Below are 15,682 nucleotides of genomic sequence, written 5' to 3' on the forward strand. Positions count from 1 at the left end.
GAGCCTGCTCGCGATAGCGCCTGTCCAGGCAACCTAAGTCTTCAGCTACCGCTCTCGGTGCGGCGGCTACTGACCTCAGCAGGCACATCATCCCCGGCCATGCGCTTGCGGAACAACGCCGCCCGCGCCAGCAGCAGGGTGGTCACCGGCACGGTAATCGCCAGCAGAATCGGGATCAGCCAGGCGTGCAGCACCGGCCCCGATTTCAAGGCCGAGAAACAAATGATCGACGCCAGCGCCACGCACCATGCACCCAGCGTCGACGCCAGTGCCGGCGGGTGCATGCGCTGGAAGTAGTCCTTCATGCGCAGCAATCCGATCGCACCAATCAGCGCAAACACGCCACTGAGCACCAACAGGATCGCCACCGGAATCTCGACCCACAGCGACAATTCAGCATTCATTCGATCACCTCGCCACGCAGCAGGAATTTCGCCAGGGCAAAGGAGCCGACGAAGCCGAACAGCGCGATCAGCAGCGCCGCCTCGAAATAGGTATCACTGGAATATCGGATGCCCAGGGTCAGCATCATCAACATGGCGACGATGTACAGGTAGTCCAGGGCGAGTACCCGGTCCTGCGCCGACGGTCCCTTGAACAGGCGGATCAGGGTCAGGACCATCGCCAGCGAAAACAGGAACAGCGTCAGCAGAATCGCGTTCGACAGCAGCGGGCTCATTCGAAGATCTCCATCAACGGCTGCTCGTAGGCCGTCTTGAAGTGGTGGATGAAGTGCGCCTCGTCATCCAGATCCCAGACGTGCAGCAGCAGGATGCTGCGATCCAGCGCCAGCTCCGACCACACGGTGCCGGGCACCACGGTGCAGATCATCGCCAGTGCGGCCAGGCCGTGGGCATCGCGCAGGTCCAGCGGCACTTTGACGAAGCGCGAGCGCGGTGGACGACGCCCGGCGTTGAGCACGCCCCAGGCGACGATCAGGTTGGACATCACCACGTCACGCCCCACCAGCAGGAACAGGCGCAGGATCGTCAGCGGGCGGCGGATGCGCACCTGTTTCGGGCGCAGCTTGCGCATCATCAACGGTGCAGCAAACCCCAGAATCGCGCCGAGCAGCAGGTTGCCCGGGCTGACAGAGAGGTTCAGCGTCAGCCACAAAACCCACAGCGCCAGTGACAGCAGCGGAGCCGGAAACACGCGCTTCATGGCTGCACCTCCAGCATCACGGCCTTGGCTTCAGGGCTTGGCACGGCACGGGTGCCGAGCACGGCCATCACGTATTGCTGCGGATTATTCAGCGCGTCGGCAGTGGCCTGGGTGTAACGCAGCAGCGGCTCGGCCTTGAAGGTCAGGGCGATGCTCAGCCCCAGCAGCAGGAAGATCGGCGCGCATTCGAGTTTGCGCAGCAGCGGCGAAGGCCGCTCCTCCGGCGTCCAGAAGCGCTGGACGCCCATGCGCGCAAACGCCATCAGCGAGGCCAGCCCCGACAGGATCAGCAGCGCCAGCAACGCCCAGGCGGCGTTCGAAATCGGTGCCTCCGTGCCCAGCCCCAATGGATTGAGCAGGGCGCCGATCAGGCTGAGCTTGCCGATGAAGCCCGACAGCGGCGGCATGCCGATGATCAGCAGCGCGCAGGCAATAAAGCTCAGGCCAAGAAATGCCATGGTCCACGGGATGACCTGACCGACCACGGCTTTCTGTTCGTCGTCGAGGTTGATGCCCTTGGGGGGTTGCAGTGATTCCTGCGGGCGCGGCAACAGTTCGCTTTCGTCTTCCAGCGGAATCTCGTTGGCCGAACGCGAGCGCTCGATCAACTCGGCCAGCAGGAACAGCGCGCTCAGTGCCAACGTCGAGCTGACCAGGTAGAACAGCGCCGCGCCAATCAGGTTCGGCTGGGCGAAACCCACGGCGGACAGCAAAATCCCCGCCGACACCAGAATGCTCAGGCTGGCCATGCGCTCCAGACGTTGCGCGGCGAGAATCGCCAGCGCCGCGCACGCCATGGTCGCCATGCCGCCGTAGATCAGCCAGTCGCCACCGAAGAATGCCGAAGCCCCGGCCTGCCCGGAGAACAGCAGCGTCCACAAACGCAGCAGGGTGTAGACGCCGACCTTGGTCATGATCGCGAACATTGCCGCCACCGGCGCACTGGCCGAGGAGTAGGCCGGCACCAGCCAGAAGTTCAGCGGCCACATGCCGGCCTTGGCCAGGAACGCCACCGCGAGAATCCCCGCGCCGGCGTGCAGCAAACCACGATCGGCTTCCGGCACCAGCGGAATCTTCAGCGCCAGATCGGCCATGTTCAGGGTGCCGGTGACGCCGTAGATCAGCGCCGCGCCAATCAGGAACAACGATGAGGCCAGCAGGTTGATCGAAATGTAATGCAGCCCCGACGACACCCGTGCGCGCCCCGAGCCGTGCAGCAACAGGCCATAGGAGGCGGCGAGCAGCACTTCGAAGAACACGAACAGGTTGAACAGGTCGGCGGTGAGGAACGCGCCGTACAGGCCCATCAACTGAATCTGGAACAGCGCGTGGAAGCTTGATCCCGCGCCGTCCCAACGGGCCATGGCGAAGAGCAGGGCGCTGACACCGATGACGCCGGTCAGCACCAGCATTAGTGCCGACAGGCGATCGACCACCAGCACGATGCCGAACGGCGCCTGCCAGTTGCCCGGCAGGTACACGCCGATGGAGCCGGGCACGCCGGTGGTCTGCGTCCACTGCAGCAGCATCACTGAAATGAACAGGCCGACGAGGCTGGAGAACAGGTTGATTTTCGCCTTCAGCGGCCGGTGCTTCTCGCCGAGCATCAACATGATGGCGGCGGTCAGCAGCGGCAGCAGGATCGGTGCGGCGATCAGGTGAGTCATCGCCATCATTCCTTAGGCTCCCGGCCGTCGACGTGGTCGGTACCGGTCAGGCCCCGCGACGCCAGCAGCACCACCAGGAACAGCGCGGTCATGGCAAAGCTGATGACAATGGCGGTCAGCACCAGGGCCTGTGGCAGTGGATCGGTGTAGTGCAGCAGGTCCTGGGTCACGCCGTCCTTGATCACCGGTTCTTTACCGATGAACAGGCTGCCCATGCTGAAGATGAACAGGTTGACCGCGTAGGACAGCAGGCACAGGCCCATGACCACCTGGAACGTCCGTGGCCGCAACACCAGCCAGACGCCGGACGCGGCGAGCACGCCGATGGCGATTGCGATGACTTCTTCCATCAGACGGCTCCTTTGCTGGCGACGGACTTGGGCAGCGACGCGGTCTTGTGACCACGCACCGATTGGTGAGCGAGGGCGGTCAGGATCAGCAGTGTCGAGCCGACCACCACGGCGTACACGCCGATATCGAAGAACAGCGCGCTGGCGATGTGGATATCGCCCAGCAACGGCAACTCGAAATGCCAGGTGTGGGTGGTCAGGAACGGGTAACCGACCGCCATCGCGCCGAGGCCAGTCGCCGTGGCGAACAGCAGACCGGTGCCCATCCAGCGCAATGGTCGCAGGCTCATTTGCGCCTCGACCCACTGTGTGCCGGCGACCATGTATTGCAGGATGAACGCCACCGACATCACCAGCCCGGCGACAAAACCACCGCCCGGCTGGTTGTGGCCGCGCATGAACAGGTAGAACGAGACCACCAGCGCGACCGGCAGCAGCAGGCGCACCAGCACCGCCGGCACCATCATGAAACCGAGTGCGGTATCGCTGGCGGTGCGTGGATTGACCAGATCGGTGACCACGTCCGGCGCGAGCAGACGTTGCTGGGCCGGCAGTTGCAGGCTTTCTTTCGGCGGGCGGAAGCGTCGCAGCAGGGCGAACACGGTCAGCGCCACCGCTACCAGCACGGTGATTTCACCGAGGGTATCGAAGCCGCGGAAGTCCACCAGCATCACGTTGACCACGTTGCTGCCACCGCCCTCGGGCATGGCGCGACTGAGGTAGAACGAGGAGATGTCGTTGGGCGTCTGTCGCGTCAGCATCGCGTAGGACAGCAGCGCCATGCCGGCGCCGACGGCAATCGACAGCAGCAGGTCGCGCAGACGGCGGATGCGTGCCTTGCGCAGGGTGCTTGGCAGTGGCGAGACTTCTTCGATGCGTCGCGGCAGCCAACGCAGACCGAGCAGGATCAGCACGGTGGTGACCACTTCCACGGCCAGTTGCGTCAGCGCCAGGTCCGGTGCCGAGAACCAGACAAAGGTCACGCAGGTCATCAGGCCGCAGACGCTGACCATGGTCAGGGCGGCGAGACGGTGATACTTGGCCTGCCACGCGGCGCCGAGGGCGCAGGCAATCGCCAGCAGCCACAGGGTGACGAACACGATGGAACCCGGAATCTTCGGCCGGTCGCCCCAGCTCAGGCTGCTGTGCAGCATCGGGATCAGCCCGGCGAGCACCGCCGCCAGCACCATCAGGAACAATTGCATCTGCAGGCGCCGGGTGCCGAGTCGGCGTTCTACCCGGCGGGCCAGACGCATCATTACCACCAGACTGCGCTCGAACAGGCGCTTGCCGTTGAAGCGGCCCACCAGCGGCGGGTATTTGAAGCGTCCACGTTTGAGCTGGTTGCGCAGCAGCAGATAGACCACGATGCCGCCGGACATGGCGATCAGGCTCATGATCATCGGTGCGTTGAGACCGTGCCAGATCGCCAGGCTGTACTCCGGCAGCGTGCCACCCACCACCGGCAGCGCGGCGGCTGCGAGCAGCGGGCCGACCACTTGTGCCGGGAAGATCCCGACGACCAGACAGGTGAACACCAGCAGCTCCACCGGCGCACGCATCCAGCGCGGTGGCTCGTGCGGGGTGTGCGGCAGGTCGGTGGCTGTCGGGCCGAAAAACACATCAACCGTGAAGCGCAGCGAGTAAGCCACGCTGAACGTACCGGCGATGGTCGCAACAATCGGCAGCGCCGCTTCGACCCACGCGGTGGCGTTGATGAACACGGTTTCGGCGAAGAACATTTCTTTCGACAGGAAACCGTTGAGCAGCGGCACGCCGGCCATCGAGGCACTGGCCACCATCGCCAGCGTCGCGGTGAACGGTATCAGTTTGATCAGGCCACTGAGCTTGCGGATATCGCGGGTGCCGCTTTCGTGGTCGATGATGCCTGCGGCCATGAACAGCGAGGCTTTGAAGGTTGCGTGGTTGAGGATGTGGAACACTGCTGCGACCGCCGCCAGCGGGCTGTTCAGGCCTAGCAGCAGGGTGATCAGGCCCAGATGGCTGATGGTCGAGTAGGCCAGCAAACCCTTGAGGTCGTTCTGGAACATCGCGCAATACGCGCCGAGCAACAGCGTGCACGCGCCGGCGCCGCTGACGATGTAGAACCATTCTTCACTGCCCGACAGCGACGGCCACAGACGTGCCAAGAGAAAGACCCCGGCCTTGACCATGGTCGCCGAGTGCAGATAAGCCGAAACCGGAGTGGGCGCCGCCATGGCGTGCGGGAGCCAGAAATGGAAAGGGAACTGGGCGCTTTTACTGAGGGCGCCGATGAGAATGAGGGGAAGCAGGATGGGGTAGAGGGCATGTGCACGAATCAGATCGCCGGCGGCCAGGACCTTGTCCAGGTCATAGCTGCCGACGACATGGCCGAGGATCATGACCCCCGCCAGCAGGCACAATCCCCCGGCCCCGGTGACCATCAGCGCCATGTACGCGCCACGCCGGGCATCGGCGCGATGGTGCCAGTAGCCGATCAGCAGGAACGAGAAGAGGCTGGTCAGCTCCCAGAAGAACACGATCTGGATCAGATTGCCGGAGATCACCAGGCCGAGCATCGCGCCCATGAACGCCAGGAAGAAGGCGAAGAAACGCGGCACCGGGTCGTCCGGCGACATGTAGTAACGGGCGTATAAAGAAACCAGGGTGCCGATGCCGAGGACCAGCAACGAGAACAGCCAGGCGAAGCCGTCCATGCGCAGGACGAAGTTCAACCCCAGGCTGGGCAGCCACATGAATTCTTCGCGGATCACGCCGCCATGGGCGATTTGCGGGTACAACAGCGCGACCTGCACGGTGCCGATCAGAGCGACCAGACCTGCCAACAGGGATTCGGTATTACGCGCGTTGTGTGGCAGCACCGCTGCCAGACAGCTGCCAATGAATGGCAGAAGCAGTAGAACTATCAGGGACATAGGCTTCTAATCTGCGGAAGTTTGTGAAGCATCATACGTGCCAGCTCCCTGATTACCAAACCCGAGGATGTCTCAGAATCCTACAAAGTAGTCTGGAATTTTCTGTTTGGCTCTGTTTCCAAAGCGAAAAGATCGCAGCCTTCGGCAGCTCCTACATTGGAATGCATGTCCCTGTAGGAGCTGCCGAAGGCTGCGATCTTTTGATCTTCGCTTTCAATTGCCGCTGTCGTTTTCCAAGGCACCTTCAACTTCGACGTCAACCTTACCCTTGGTCTTCAGCTCGCTGACAATCACCGCCGCCACGATCAACCCGGCGCCAACCAGCGCAATCGCCGGCAGGCGCTCCCCGGCGATCCGCCCGACGATGCCGGCCCACACCGGCTCACCGGCGTAGATCAAGGTCGCACGGGTCGGCGAAACGCTTTTTTGCGCCCAGTTCATCGCCACCTGAATCGCCGCACTCGCCGCGCCCAGGCCCAGCGCCGTCACCAGCAGCGTCCAGGAAAAATCCGGAATCGCCTCGCCGGTCGGCACCACCAGCAGGAACGACAGCACCGACGTCGCCGCCAGTTGCACCACGGTCACCCGGCGTACATCGACCTGGCCGGCGTAGGTGCTGATCAGAATGATTTCGGCGGCAATCGCGATGGCGCTGATCAGCGTGGCAATCTCGCCGGGGCTGAAATTCAGCGACGCGCCGGACGGCCCGGACAGCAGCATCAAACCGGTAAACGCGAGCATGATGCCGATGCTCGGCATCAGCCCCGGTCGACGCCCCAGTACCAGCCATTGCAGCAACGGCACAAAGGGCACGTACAACGCGGTGATGAAGGCCGACTGGCTGCTCGGGATCGTCTGCAGGCCCACCGTCTGCAAGCCGTAACCCAGCATGATCGCCACACCGATGAACGCGCCGGCCTTAAGTTCGAACAGGGTCAGTGCGCGCAAGTGCCGCCAGGAGAACAGCGCGACGATGGCGGCCGCTGCGGCAAAGCGCAAACCGACGAAGAACATCGGGCCGCTGACGGTCATGGCGTGTTGCACCAGCAGGAACGTACCGCCCCAGACCATGGTGATCAGCACCAGCACGCACTCGGCCTTGCTGAAGCGGGAGAAGCGAATAGGGGAGGAGGAGCCGTTTGCTGACGTCATGACCTTGCGCACTATAAAAGGCAGGACGCACAATGCGTCCAACGTTGCGCAGTATACTGCCCAACCCCACCGAGTGAGCAATATAGTGCACAAAGATTCCAGCCAACGGGCGTCCGTCCTGCAACACGTCAGCCTGAACGTTCGGCGCCTGCGCCACGCGGCCGACATGAGCCAGACCGCGCTGGCCGAAAAGTCCGGCGTCAGTCGGCGCATGCTGGTGGCGATCGAGGCCGGGGAAAAGAATGTCAGCCTGACCACCCTCGACCGCGTCGCCGAAGCCCTCGATGTGGCGTTCAGCGACCTGATCCAGGCCCCCGACGCCCGTGACCCGAGCCGCATCAATGAAGTCGCGTGGGCCGGCGCGATCCCCGGCAGCAAAGCGGTGCTGCTGTCCAAGGCCACCGCCACCCGCGAGGTCGAGCAGTGGGAGTGGTGTCTGCAACCGGGCGAGGTTTACCCCTCGCAACCGGACGCCGATGGCTGGAGCGAGCAGATCTACGTATTCGAAGGCTGCCTGACCCTGATGCTCGGTGAGCAACGGCAGCAGATCGCCACCGGCGAGTTTTTCATGTTTGCCAGCAATCAGCCGCACAGCTATCGCAACGACGGCGATGTGGCGACGCGGTTTGTGCGTAACGTGGTGATTTGAATGAGTGAGCGTGCAGACATCCTGATCATCGGCGGTGGCCTCAGCGGCACGATGCTGGCCGTGCAATTGTTGCGGCGCCCCGGCCAGCGCCGGATCCTGATCATCGAACCGCGCGCCGAACTCGGCCGCGGCGAAGCCTACAGCGCGGTCGAACTGGGCCATACGCTGAACGGCAATGCGGCGCGGATGAGTGTCGACCCGGACAACCCCGATGACCTGACCCAATGGCTGACCACGCACATTGCCGACGGTGGCTGGCCCGAGTCTGCCGAGCAGAAGGTGCCGGTCAGTGAGCTGTTTCCGCCGCGCGGCCTGTTTGGCGTGTACGTGCAACAGCGTCTGGCGCAGGCGCGGCTCGTGGGTGCGCAGCAGGGTTCGACGCTCGAGCATGTCTGTGCCGAAGTGGTCGATCTGCAAACCGCTGTCGATTCGGTACAGCTGACCTTGAACGATGGCCGGCGCTTGAGCGCTGCGTACGCGGTGCTCGCCACCGGCATGTTCCCGGCCGCTCGCACGCCGCAGAAAAACTCCAGTGGCCTGAATGCCGCCGCGCTCGATCCGTGGGATGTCGCGGCCATGCGCCAGCTCGATGCGCAATCGACGGTGCTGATCATCGGTTCGGGGCTGACCATGGTCGATGCGGTGGTTTCGCTGGAACAGGCCGGCCATCGCGGGCCGATCGAAGTGTTTTCCCGTCATGGTCTGTTGCCCCACGTGCGCCGGCAACCGCCGACGTGGGTGGATTTTCTCGCCGAAGACCCGAGCATCCGCACGCCCCGGCAATTGCTGGGTGAATTGCGCAGGCAATGCCGGGATGCCATCGCCCAGGGCATTGACTGGCAGGCGCCGCTGGACACCGTGCGCGCACATATCGGACGGCTGTGGAGCCAGGCCACTGACGTGCAGCGGCGACAATTCGTACGGCATGTGCGGCCGTGGTGGGAGAGCCATCATCACCGTTCGCCGCCGCTGAGTGCCGCGTTGGTCGAGCGTCTGCAGCGAGACGGGCGATTGCGCATTCAGGCGGCGTCGTTCAAGGGGCTTGAGCCTGCGTCGGGCGCTGGTGTGAGTATTCGCCTTCGACGCCGTGGTGAAGCCGACACCTGTGTGGTGCACGGGGCGGCGCTGATCAATTCCAGCGGCATCGAGTACGACTGGCGCCGCGTTGCGCGGCCGCTGCCGCAGCAGTTGCTGGCGCGCGGACTGGTGCAGCCGGGGCCGTTGGCGTTGGGGATTGCGGCGGCGGTGGACGGTGCCGTGCTGGATGCCGAAGGGCAGGCCGGCAGCCGATTGTTCGCCATGGGGCCACCGCTGCGCGGGATGTGGTGGGAGAGTACGGCGGTGACGGATGTGGCGTTGCAGGCGAAAGCTTTGGCGGCGCGGCTGGTGGATTGAAAGCAGACCGACTTGCACAGATCCCTGTAGGAGTGAGCCTGCTCGCGATAGCGGTGGGTCAGTCACCTCATTGCTGAAGGGGCTGACGCTATCGCGAGCAGGCTCACTCCTACAGTTGAACGGGGCAGCTCAGTCATCTCGGCAGCGCATTCATCAGCCAGCGCTGGCGGATCTGCTCCAGGCTGCCATCGGCGCGCAAGGTTTCCAGAGCCTTTTGCCAGCGCGCGACCTGCTGCGGATCGGTCTGCAGCGAGAAGGCAATGTAAGTGTCCTGATGCCGCAGCGGGATCTGATACTGCAAGCGCCCCGGTTCCATGCCCTGGGTTCGGGCCAGTGCGGCGGTGGACAGGGTGTCGGAGACCACGAAGTCGGTCCTGCCGAGGCTGAACAGGCGCATCATCTGCTCAGGCGTTTCGACGCCTTCGAGGTTCTTCAGGTTTTGCTCTTGCAGGTAGCTGTAGATCAGCCATTTGCGCGGCACGCTGATGCGACCCGCCTGATCAGCCTCCTGCAGGGAGCGTACGCGTGGTTGGTTATAGGCATGACCGTAGAGGGCCGTTTCGACTTCGATCAGCGGCCCGACCCATTGGAAGCGTTCATCGCGCTCATCGCTCCGCAGGACGGTGAACACGCCGGTATTCGGGGTTTCGCTGGCGGTGCGCAGGGCACGCAGCAACGGCACTTGTTGCAGGCTGATGCGGTCGCCGGCCTGTGCGGCCAGGGCGCGCACCACATCCACGCCGTAACCCACCAGTTGATCGCCTTGCTGAAAATGCAGGGGCGGGTGGTTGTCGGTGAGCAGTTGCAGATCCGCCGCATTGGCCGCCAGGGCCAGGAGTGACAGCAGGCACGCGGCAATCCGTTTCATGAATCGTCCCTGAACAATTGATCGCGAAGCTTAGTACGGGCCGAGGGTGGCTGTCGTGAGGAATGTACGGGGCTTTTGTGTCAGAAACAAAGGCTGTTTGGCAGCGCCGGGATCAGCCAAAACAATTGTGGGAGCCAGCAGGCTGGCTCCCACAGGAGGTGCGTCAGCGGTGCGGGTTACGCCACCACGCGATAGCACGGCACGTACGCCGCGCCGCCCGGGAGTTTCATCCGGTGCTGAGCGACGAAGGCTTTGAGCAGCGCATCGAGCGGTTGCATGATCGCCGCGTCACCGCGGATCTGGTACGGCCCGTGTTCTTCGATCAGGCGGATGCCCTTGTCCTTGACGTTGCCGGCCACGATCCCGGAGAACGCGCGACGCAGGTTGGCCGCCAGTTCGTGGGGCGGCTGGCCGCGGTGCAGCTTGAGATTGGCCATGTTTTCGTGGGTCGGATCGAACGGACGCTGGAAGCTTTCGTCGATCTTCAGCAGCCAGTTGAAGTGGAACGCGTCGTTGCGCTCGCGGCGGAACTGCTTCACCGCTTTGAGGCCGGCGGTCATCTGCCGGGCGACTTCGGCCGGGTCGTCGATGATGATCTTATAATGCTGCTTGGCCGCGTCGCCGAGGGTGGCGATGACGAACGCGTCGAGTTGTTCCAGATACGGCGCGGCATGTTTCGGCCCGGTCAGGATCACCGGGAACGGCAGGCCTTCGTTGTCCGGGTGCATCAGGATGCCCAGCAGGTACAGGAACTCTTCGGCGGTGCCGGCGCCGCCCGGGAAGATAATGATGCCGTGGCCGACACGGACGAACGCTTCCAGACGCTTCTCGATGTCCGGCAGGATCACCAGCTCATTGACGATCGGGTTCGGCGCTTCGGCCGCGATGATGCCCGGCTCGGTCAGGCCGAGGTAGCGCCCACCGTGGATGCGTTGTTTGGCGTGGGCGATGGTCGCGCCTTTCATCGGGCCTTTCATCACGCCGGGGCCGCAACCGGTGCAGATGTCGAGGCTGCGCAAGCCCAGTTCGTGGCCGACTTTCTTGGTGTATTTGTATTCTTCGGTATTGATCGAGTGACCGCCCCAGCACACGACGATTTTCGGCTCGACGCCCGGGCGCAGGGTGCGCGCGTTGCGCAGCAGGTGGAAGACGTAGTCGCTGATGCCTTGCGACGTGCTGAGGTCGATGCGTTGGCTGTCGAGTTCATTTTCGGTGTAGACGATGTCGCGCAGGGCGCTGAACAGCATCTCGCGGGTGCTGGCGATCATTTCACCGTCGACGAAAGCATCGGCCGGAGCGTTCAGCAGTTCCAGGCGCACGCCGCGATCCTGCTGGTGAATGCGGATTTCGAAGTCCTTGTAGGCTTCCAGAATGGTTTTCGCGTTGTCGACATGGGCGCCGGTGTTGAGGATGGCCAGGGCGCACTGGCGGAAGAGGGTGTAGGTGCTGCCGGATCCGGCTTCGCTCAGTTGCTGAACTTCACGTTGAGAAAGGGTTTCCAGGCTGCCTTTCGGGCTGACCGAGGCATTGATTACGTGTCGTTGGGTCATGCAATGATCCTTAAAACGATGTCATCCCCAAACCGGCGGATGGCATCCGAATAGTGTGTATCCATGAATGAAGATGGCACGATCTGCGCTGTACCGCCATGTCCCCGTTGGACGCTGAAAAGATGAAAAGGGCCCCCAGCATAGCTAAATCGCGCACAGAGGCGATAATGCCCAGCGAGTTTTTTCCGTTGCCCTTTTTATCGCTCAAGGAAGTCATGCCCGATGTTCGAGATCCAGCCGATGGACGCAGCAACGTTTCGCCAGCAGACCCGCCGCAGCACGCTGATCATTGCCGTGCTGTTCCTGGTGCTGGCGATGGGTTTTTCCACGGCGGCGGTGGCGCTGTTCGGCGAACCCGGCGGGGATAATCTGCGCTTCAACGTCGGCGGGGTGTTCGTCGCGTTGCTGCTGACGGCGGCGCTGATGCGCGGGCAGTTCTGGCATCAGGCGTGGATGGCGCCGGCGGTCTACAGCTGGCGGCTCAAGCGCAGTCTGATGAGCGTGACCAATGTGATGCATCAGGTGACAGCGGCGGTCGAGCAAAACGATCCGACGGCGATGAAGGTGCTGCGTTTCTACCATCTGGGGCTGACCCAGATGCACGAACTCGACGGCAACTCCAGCGATCATGCGCAGTTGCACCGGGAAGTCGAGGCGCATAAAGAGCGGATGCAGGCGCTGGGTCTGGAGATCGACCAGAAACGCCTGGATCCGGCCTGGCTGACGGCGTTGAAACCGGCTGCGGGTTAAAACGGGATACGGCTGGCGCGGCGCAGTTTCCACGCGCGGATCAGGCGACCATAGACCAGCAGGTTGATCACCAGCACCACGCTGCCCAATGCCAGCTGGATCTGCGGCGTCAGCCCGGCGGGGTAGATGATCGGCCAGATGTAGTGCTCGATGAAGCCGCCGGCGTATTCGGTCTGCCCGGCGGCGTGGCGCATCAGGTTTTCCCAGTAGGTCAGCGGACAGGTCAAGTGCAACACCTCGACCGCCACGCCCCATACCGCCGCCGGCAAATGCAGCCACATCACACGCGGCCACTTGAGCACCAGCAGCCCGCCGAACAGCACGAACAAAATGAAGCACAGATGAAACAGCACCAGCCCGTCGGCTGCGATTCGGTACAGCATGTCGTCTCCCTGACGCGATTGTGAAGGGCTCCATGGTACGCCGACAGCGACCCCGGGGCGCTGCGATTTAATGCCGTACCGGGAATGTTGGCGGCAATCTGTGGGCGCATCGTGTTCAATTTGCAGTGGGACAAACTATATTTGCTTAGTTCGCGGGCGGCGATCGGACGGTGTTGTACACCCGTAATACTTTGCTCAGCCTGCTGTTGAGCAGTGCGTTTTGCTTTTTACTGCGCGGGTGGTTGTAAGTTGCAACGGTAAAATTGTTCTACGCTTAAAGGATTCAGGTGGCTTTTATCCAGAGCGAGGTGGACATGACGACTGAGCAAGAGCGTGTGGATGAAGACGAAGATGTCGATGAACCGACCGAAGAAGAGATCGAGCGTGAAAAGCGCAAGGAGCAGACCTGGAAGCACGATGATGACAAGGAACTCACAGGGCCCGATGTGAAGTTCTAAAGCCGTTTTGCAAAAAAAAGCCCCGCGATTGCGATAATGCTGTTCATTTAAGCCCGACACTGTGACTGTGGCGAGGGAGCTTGCTCCCGCTGGGCTGCGTAGCAGTCCCTCTTTTGGGGCCGCTTCGCGACCCAGCGGGAGCAAGCTCCCTCGCCACGGGTTTCAATTGAACGCAAAATTTCTTAAGTGAACAGCATTACGCGATTGCGGGGCTTTTTCGTTGTTCAGAGGTCTTCCAGCTTCGAGAAGTCCGGGTGTGACGCCCGGTAGCCGAGGGTCCTGTCGATCCACGCATTGAGTTCGTTGACCATCACCGGTGGGTGGCCGGGATAGTTTTCGAGGGTGGTGCGCAGGATGCGTTCGATGTCCGGCACTGAACGCAGGTTTCGGGTCTTGATGTAGTGGCCGATAAAACAGTCGAGTTGAAAGCGTTCTGTCATGGACAGATAGATACACTCCAGGCCGTTGGCCTGTTTGATTGCAAAATCGTCGCGCAACTTAGTTCTCTGCAAGGCTTGTTAAAGTTGTAGGGGATTCCTGGTTTCTTGACTCTTTGGTCAACTGGTATGCCAATTGGAAATGCGGCGCGCATGCTAGCTGTAGCGAATGTAAAAGTATGTATGACGGTTGAAATGTCAGACAGGCGGTTATTTCGCTCAAACGACTGTTTTCTTCCGGTTGTCTCAGCATTGAAACAGCACCTGTAAAGATCTTGCGTCATCTGAAGAAGCGCGTAAGCGCAGGGGATTGTCAGGTGATTGCTTCAATCAGTTGGGCGCCTTGATTACGTGAATTGCCAACCGCCTTGTCGACCTTGTGCCAGGCGAAGGCTTCGCTGCTTTCGCCCTCGAACAGCAGCATTTGTTCAGCACGCTCAACGGGTGTTGCCGGGTCGAGCCATTCGCGCGCCAGTTCGGTGCACAGCACGATCGGTCGTCGATCATGGATATCGAGCAAGCCACCGGCACTGTCGGCGGTGATGATCACGAAACCATCGTCTTCCCGGGCCTGCGTGCCGGGTGTCGGAAACTGGCCGATGGCCGCACAGAAAACCGGCCCGTGGTCGGCCCGTCGGATCAGCCACGGCTGTCGTCCGCTGTCCGGGGTATCGACCCATTCAAACCAGTTGTCGATCGGCACGATCAGCCGCTGGCGCCAGATCGCCCGGAAAAAGGGCCCGTGGGCGACTTTCTCTACGCGGGCGTTGATCGGCGCGGCGCGGTCTTTGGCCCAGTGCGGGCGCCAGCCCCAGCGCAGGTTGTCGGCACAGACCTGTTGCTCGTGTTGATGCAGGACCGCCAGTGCAGTGGTCGGCGCCGCGTTGTAGCGATCCAGCGGCGCGTCGCCGACGTGATTGATCAGCGCATCGGGAATGCTCAGCACCGCGACGAAGTCGTGAATGCCGCGGTACTGCGAGAGTCTTCCGCACATGAGCCGAATCTCCGGTTGGACGCTTTCAGCTTAGTTGGCGCTGGCCAATCAATCCTTCGCCTCCTGACCGGTGAACGTGTCGCGCCAGACCAGCCAGCGGCGTTCCACTACTGCGAGCAAACCGTCGCTGAGTTTACCCAGCAAGGCGAGCACGATGATCGCAGCCAGCACGATGTCCGGCCGTGACGTTTCACGCCCGTCGCTGAGCAGATAGCCCAACCCTTTGGTCGCGGCGATCAGCTCGGCGGCCACCAGAAACATCCACGCCAGGCTCATGCCGCTGCGCAGCCCGGTGAACAGGCCGGGCAGGGCGGCGGGCAGCAGAATCCGCCGCACCAGTTGCCAGCGGCTGAAGCCATAGATGCGTCCGACCTCCACCAGTTTGCGATCGATGTTGCGAATTGCCGCGACCACATTGACGTAAACCGGAAAGAACGCGCCGATGGCGATCAGGACGATTTTCGACGTTTCGTCGATGCCCAGCCACAGCAGCAACAACGGCACCCAGGCCAGGCTCGGAATCGAACGCAGCGCGGCGAACGTCGGCTCCAGATACGCCTCGGCCTCGCGGCTCAGACCGACCCAGGCGGCAAACACCAGGGCCAGGCTGGCGCCAATCGCGAACCCGAGCAACACGCGGATCAGGCTGGCACCCATGTGTTTCCACAGTGCGCCTTGCGCAAGGTCGGTAAGGGTCAGGGCGATTTCACTGGGTGCGGGCATTTGGTAAGACGGCAGCCAGCCGATGCGCACGATGAATTCCAGGGCGACCACGATCAGCAGCGGCAACGCCAGACCTTTCAGGCGCCGTCGCCATGTGGGGTTGAGGGGGGAAGGGCGCGGCCTCGGCAACGTTCGAGGCGCGGGCAGTTCATTACTGCGTGTGGTCATACGAGGGCTCCGCTCACCACGAAACCGCGTCAGGCGCGGGTTCGCGGTGAGTCTGC

17 protein-coding genes and 1 pseudogene are annotated in these 15,682 nt (G+C 62.6%); 5 read left to right on the forward strand and 13 right to left on the reverse strand.

What is annotated here, in order from left to right; genetic code table 11:
• Window positions 1-41: 41 nt before the first annotated feature.
• The 7 genes from HBN98_RS21850 to HBN98_RS21880 form a co-directional block, all read right to left on the reverse strand.
• Entirely contained in the window at window positions 42-404 is a 363-nt protein-coding gene (locus HBN98_RS21850) for a Na+/H+ antiporter subunit G (RefSeq protein WP_064587971.1), read from the reverse strand.
• On the reverse strand, window positions 401-679 hold the full coding sequence (locus HBN98_RS21855) for a K+/H+ antiporter subunit F (protein WP_003225959.1): 279 nt from the start codon (window positions 677-679) through the stop codon (window positions 401-403). Before HBN98_RS21855 ends, HBN98_RS21850 begins: the two co-directional genes overlap by 4 nt.
• Window positions 676-1,164, reverse strand: a complete 489-nt coding sequence (locus tag HBN98_RS21860) for a Na+/H+ antiporter subunit E (protein ID WP_064587970.1) — start codon at window positions 1,162-1,164, stop codon at window positions 676-678. The genes HBN98_RS21855 and HBN98_RS21860 overlap by 4 nt, the downstream gene beginning before the upstream one ends.
• Window positions 1,161-2,840, reverse strand: coding sequence for a monovalent cation/H+ antiporter subunit D (locus tag HBN98_RS21865; protein WP_083368787.1), 1,680 nt, complete (start codon window positions 2,838-2,840; stop codon window positions 1,161-1,163). Before HBN98_RS21865 ends, HBN98_RS21860 begins: the two co-directional genes overlap by 4 nt.
• Window positions 2,837-3,181 carry a Na+/H+ antiporter subunit C gene (locus HBN98_RS21870; RefSeq protein WP_003225953.1) on the reverse strand — a complete coding sequence of 115 codons (345 nt, stop codon included), beginning with the start codon at window positions 3,179-3,181 and terminating at the stop codon, window positions 2,837-2,839. Before HBN98_RS21870 ends, HBN98_RS21865 begins: the two co-directional genes overlap by 4 nt.
• The gene (locus tag HBN98_RS21875; protein ID WP_083368788.1) at window positions 3,181-6,099 is read right to left on the reverse strand and encodes a monovalent cation/H+ antiporter subunit A; all 2,919 of its coding nucleotides are present in this window, start codon (window positions 6,097-6,099) and stop codon (window positions 3,181-3,183) included. The genes HBN98_RS21870 and HBN98_RS21875 overlap by 1 nt, the downstream gene beginning before the upstream one ends.
• A gap of 213 nt (window positions 6,100-6,312) precedes the next feature.
• A complete protein-coding gene (locus HBN98_RS21880; protein WP_083368789.1) occupies window positions 6,313-7,251 on the reverse strand; it encodes a DMT family transporter in 939 nt (312 codons plus the stop codon).
• Window positions 7,252-7,336: 85 nt separating this feature from the next.
• Between HBN98_RS21880 and HBN98_RS21885 the strand changes: the two genes are divergently transcribed.
• Together HBN98_RS21885 and HBN98_RS21890 are read left to right on the forward strand one after the other, a co-directional pair.
• A complete protein-coding gene (locus tag HBN98_RS21885) occupies window positions 7,337-7,900 on the forward strand; it encodes a helix-turn-helix domain-containing protein (RefSeq protein ID WP_083368790.1) in 564 nt (187 codons plus the stop codon).
• On the forward strand, window positions 7,901-9,295 hold the full coding sequence (locus tag HBN98_RS21890; protein WP_083368791.1) for an FAD/NAD(P)-binding protein: 1,395 nt from the start codon (window positions 7,901-7,903) through the stop codon (window positions 9,293-9,295). It begins immediately after the preceding gene.
• 133 nt (window positions 9,296-9,428) lie between these two features.
• On the opposite strand, the gene HBN98_RS21895 is transcribed toward HBN98_RS21890, so the two are convergent.
• Window positions 9,429-10,163, reverse strand: a complete 735-nt coding sequence (locus HBN98_RS21895) for a substrate-binding periplasmic protein (protein WP_083368792.1) — start codon at window positions 10,161-10,163, stop codon at window positions 9,429-9,431.
• A 176-nt stretch (window positions 10,164-10,339) separates the two neighbouring features.
• Complete coding sequence (gene ppnN / locus HBN98_RS21900; protein ID WP_083368793.1) at window positions 10,340-11,713, reverse strand: nucleotide 5'-monophosphate nucleosidase PpnN; 1,374 nt, start codon at window positions 11,711-11,713, stop codon at window positions 10,340-10,342.
• Between the two features lie 222 nt (window positions 11,714-11,935).
• Here ppnN and HBN98_RS21905 point away from each other — a divergent pair, with 222 nt between their 5' ends.
• Complete coding sequence (locus HBN98_RS21905) at window positions 11,936-12,463, forward strand: DUF3087 domain-containing protein (RefSeq protein ID WP_083368794.1); 528 nt, start codon at window positions 11,936-11,938, stop codon at window positions 12,461-12,463.
• Here the strand turns inward: HBN98_RS21905 and HBN98_RS21910 are convergent.
• Window positions 12,460-12,846: a DUF2784 domain-containing protein gene (locus HBN98_RS21910; protein ID WP_083368795.1), complete on the reverse strand. Its 387-nt coding sequence runs from the start codon at window positions 12,844-12,846 to the stop codon at window positions 12,460-12,462. The genes HBN98_RS21905 and HBN98_RS21910 overlap by 4 nt on opposite strands.
• A 72-nt stretch (window positions 12,847-12,918) precedes the next feature.
• Here HBN98_RS21910 and HBN98_RS21915 point away from each other — a divergent pair.
• Window positions 12,919-13,094: pseudogene (locus HBN98_RS21915) on the forward strand (AzlD domain-containing protein); the annotation flags it as partial.
• Window positions 13,095-13,160: 66 nt separating this feature from the next.
• The gene (locus HBN98_RS21920) at window positions 13,161-13,304 is read left to right on the forward strand and encodes a hypothetical protein (RefSeq protein ID WP_169841381.1); all 144 of its coding nucleotides are present in this window, start codon (window positions 13,161-13,163) and stop codon (window positions 13,302-13,304) included.
• A 224-nt stretch (window positions 13,305-13,528) separates the two neighbouring features.
• On the opposite strand, the gene HBN98_RS21925 is transcribed toward HBN98_RS21920, so the two are convergent.
• From HBN98_RS21925 to HBN98_RS21935, 3 genes are all read right to left on the reverse strand, one after another.
• Window positions 13,529-13,801, reverse strand: coding sequence for a hypothetical protein (locus HBN98_RS21925; protein WP_083368796.1), 273 nt, complete (start codon window positions 13,799-13,801; stop codon window positions 13,529-13,531).
• 253 nt (window positions 13,802-14,054) lie between these two features.
• A complete protein-coding gene (locus HBN98_RS21930) occupies window positions 14,055-14,735 on the reverse strand; it encodes an SOS response-associated peptidase (RefSeq protein ID WP_083368797.1) in 681 nt (226 codons plus the stop codon).
• Between the two features lie 48 nt (window positions 14,736-14,783).
• Window positions 14,784-15,626, reverse strand: coding sequence for an ABC transporter permease (locus HBN98_RS21935; RefSeq protein ID WP_083368798.1), 843 nt, complete (start codon window positions 15,624-15,626; stop codon window positions 14,784-14,786).
• Between the last annotated feature and the right edge of the window lie 56 nt (window positions 15,627-15,682).

The organism is Pseudomonas koreensis, from assembly GCF_012986595.1.
Classification (GTDB): Bacteria; Pseudomonadota; Gammaproteobacteria; order Pseudomonadales; family Pseudomonadaceae; genus Aquipseudomonas; species Aquipseudomonas koreensis.

Coding starts and splice junctions, on each gene's coding strand:
- HBN98_RS21865 (WP_083368787.1), bottom strand. CDS start 2,840: ATGATGGCGATGACTCACCTGATCGCCGCACCGATCCTGCTGCCGCTG.
- HBN98_RS21880 (WP_083368789.1), bottom strand. CDS start 7,251: ATGACGTCAGCAAACGGCTCCTCCTCCCCTATTCGCTTCTCCCGCTTC.
- HBN98_RS21905 (WP_083368794.1), top strand. CDS start 11,936: ATGTTCGAGATCCAGCCGATGGACGCAGCAACGTTTCGCCAGCAGACC.
- HBN98_RS21935 (WP_083368798.1), bottom strand. CDS start 15,626: ATGACCACACGCAGTAATGAACTGCCCGCGCCTCGAACGTTGCCGAGG.
- HBN98_RS21875 (WP_083368788.1), bottom strand. CDS start 6,099: ATGTCCCTGATAGTTCTACTGCTTCTGCCATTCATTGGCAGCTGTCTG.
- HBN98_RS21910 (WP_083368795.1), bottom strand. CDS start 12,846: ATGCTGTACCGAATCGCAGCCGACGGGCTGGTGCTGTTTCATCTGTGC.
- HBN98_RS21930 (WP_083368797.1), bottom strand. CDS start 14,735: ATGTGCGGAAGACTCTCGCAGTACCGCGGCATTCACGACTTCGTCGCG.
- HBN98_RS21860 (WP_064587970.1), bottom strand. CDS start 1,164: ATGAAGCGCGTGTTTCCGGCTCCGCTGCTGTCACTGGCGCTGTGGGTT.
- HBN98_RS21890 (WP_083368791.1), top strand. CDS start 7,901: ATGAGTGAGCGTGCAGACATCCTGATCATCGGCGGTGGCCTCAGCGGC.
- HBN98_RS21855 (WP_003225959.1), bottom strand. CDS start 679: ATGAGCCCGCTGCTGTCGAACGCGATTCTGCTGACGCTGTTCCTGTTT.
- HBN98_RS21870 (WP_003225953.1), bottom strand. CDS start 3,181: ATGGAAGAAGTCATCGCAATCGCCATCGGCGTGCTCGCCGCGTCCGGC.
- HBN98_RS21920 (WP_169841381.1), top strand. CDS start 13,161: ATGACGACTGAGCAAGAGCGTGTGGATGAAGACGAAGATGTCGATGAA.
- ppnN (WP_083368793.1), bottom strand. CDS start 11,713: ATGACCCAACGACACGTAATCAATGCCTCGGTCAGCCCGAAAGGCAGC.
- HBN98_RS21850 (WP_064587971.1), bottom strand. CDS start 404: ATGAATGCTGAATTGTCGCTGTGGGTCGAGATTCCGGTGGCGATCCTG.
- HBN98_RS21895 (WP_083368792.1), bottom strand. CDS start 10,163: ATGAAACGGATTGCCGCGTGCCTGCTGTCACTCCTGGCCCTGGCGGCC.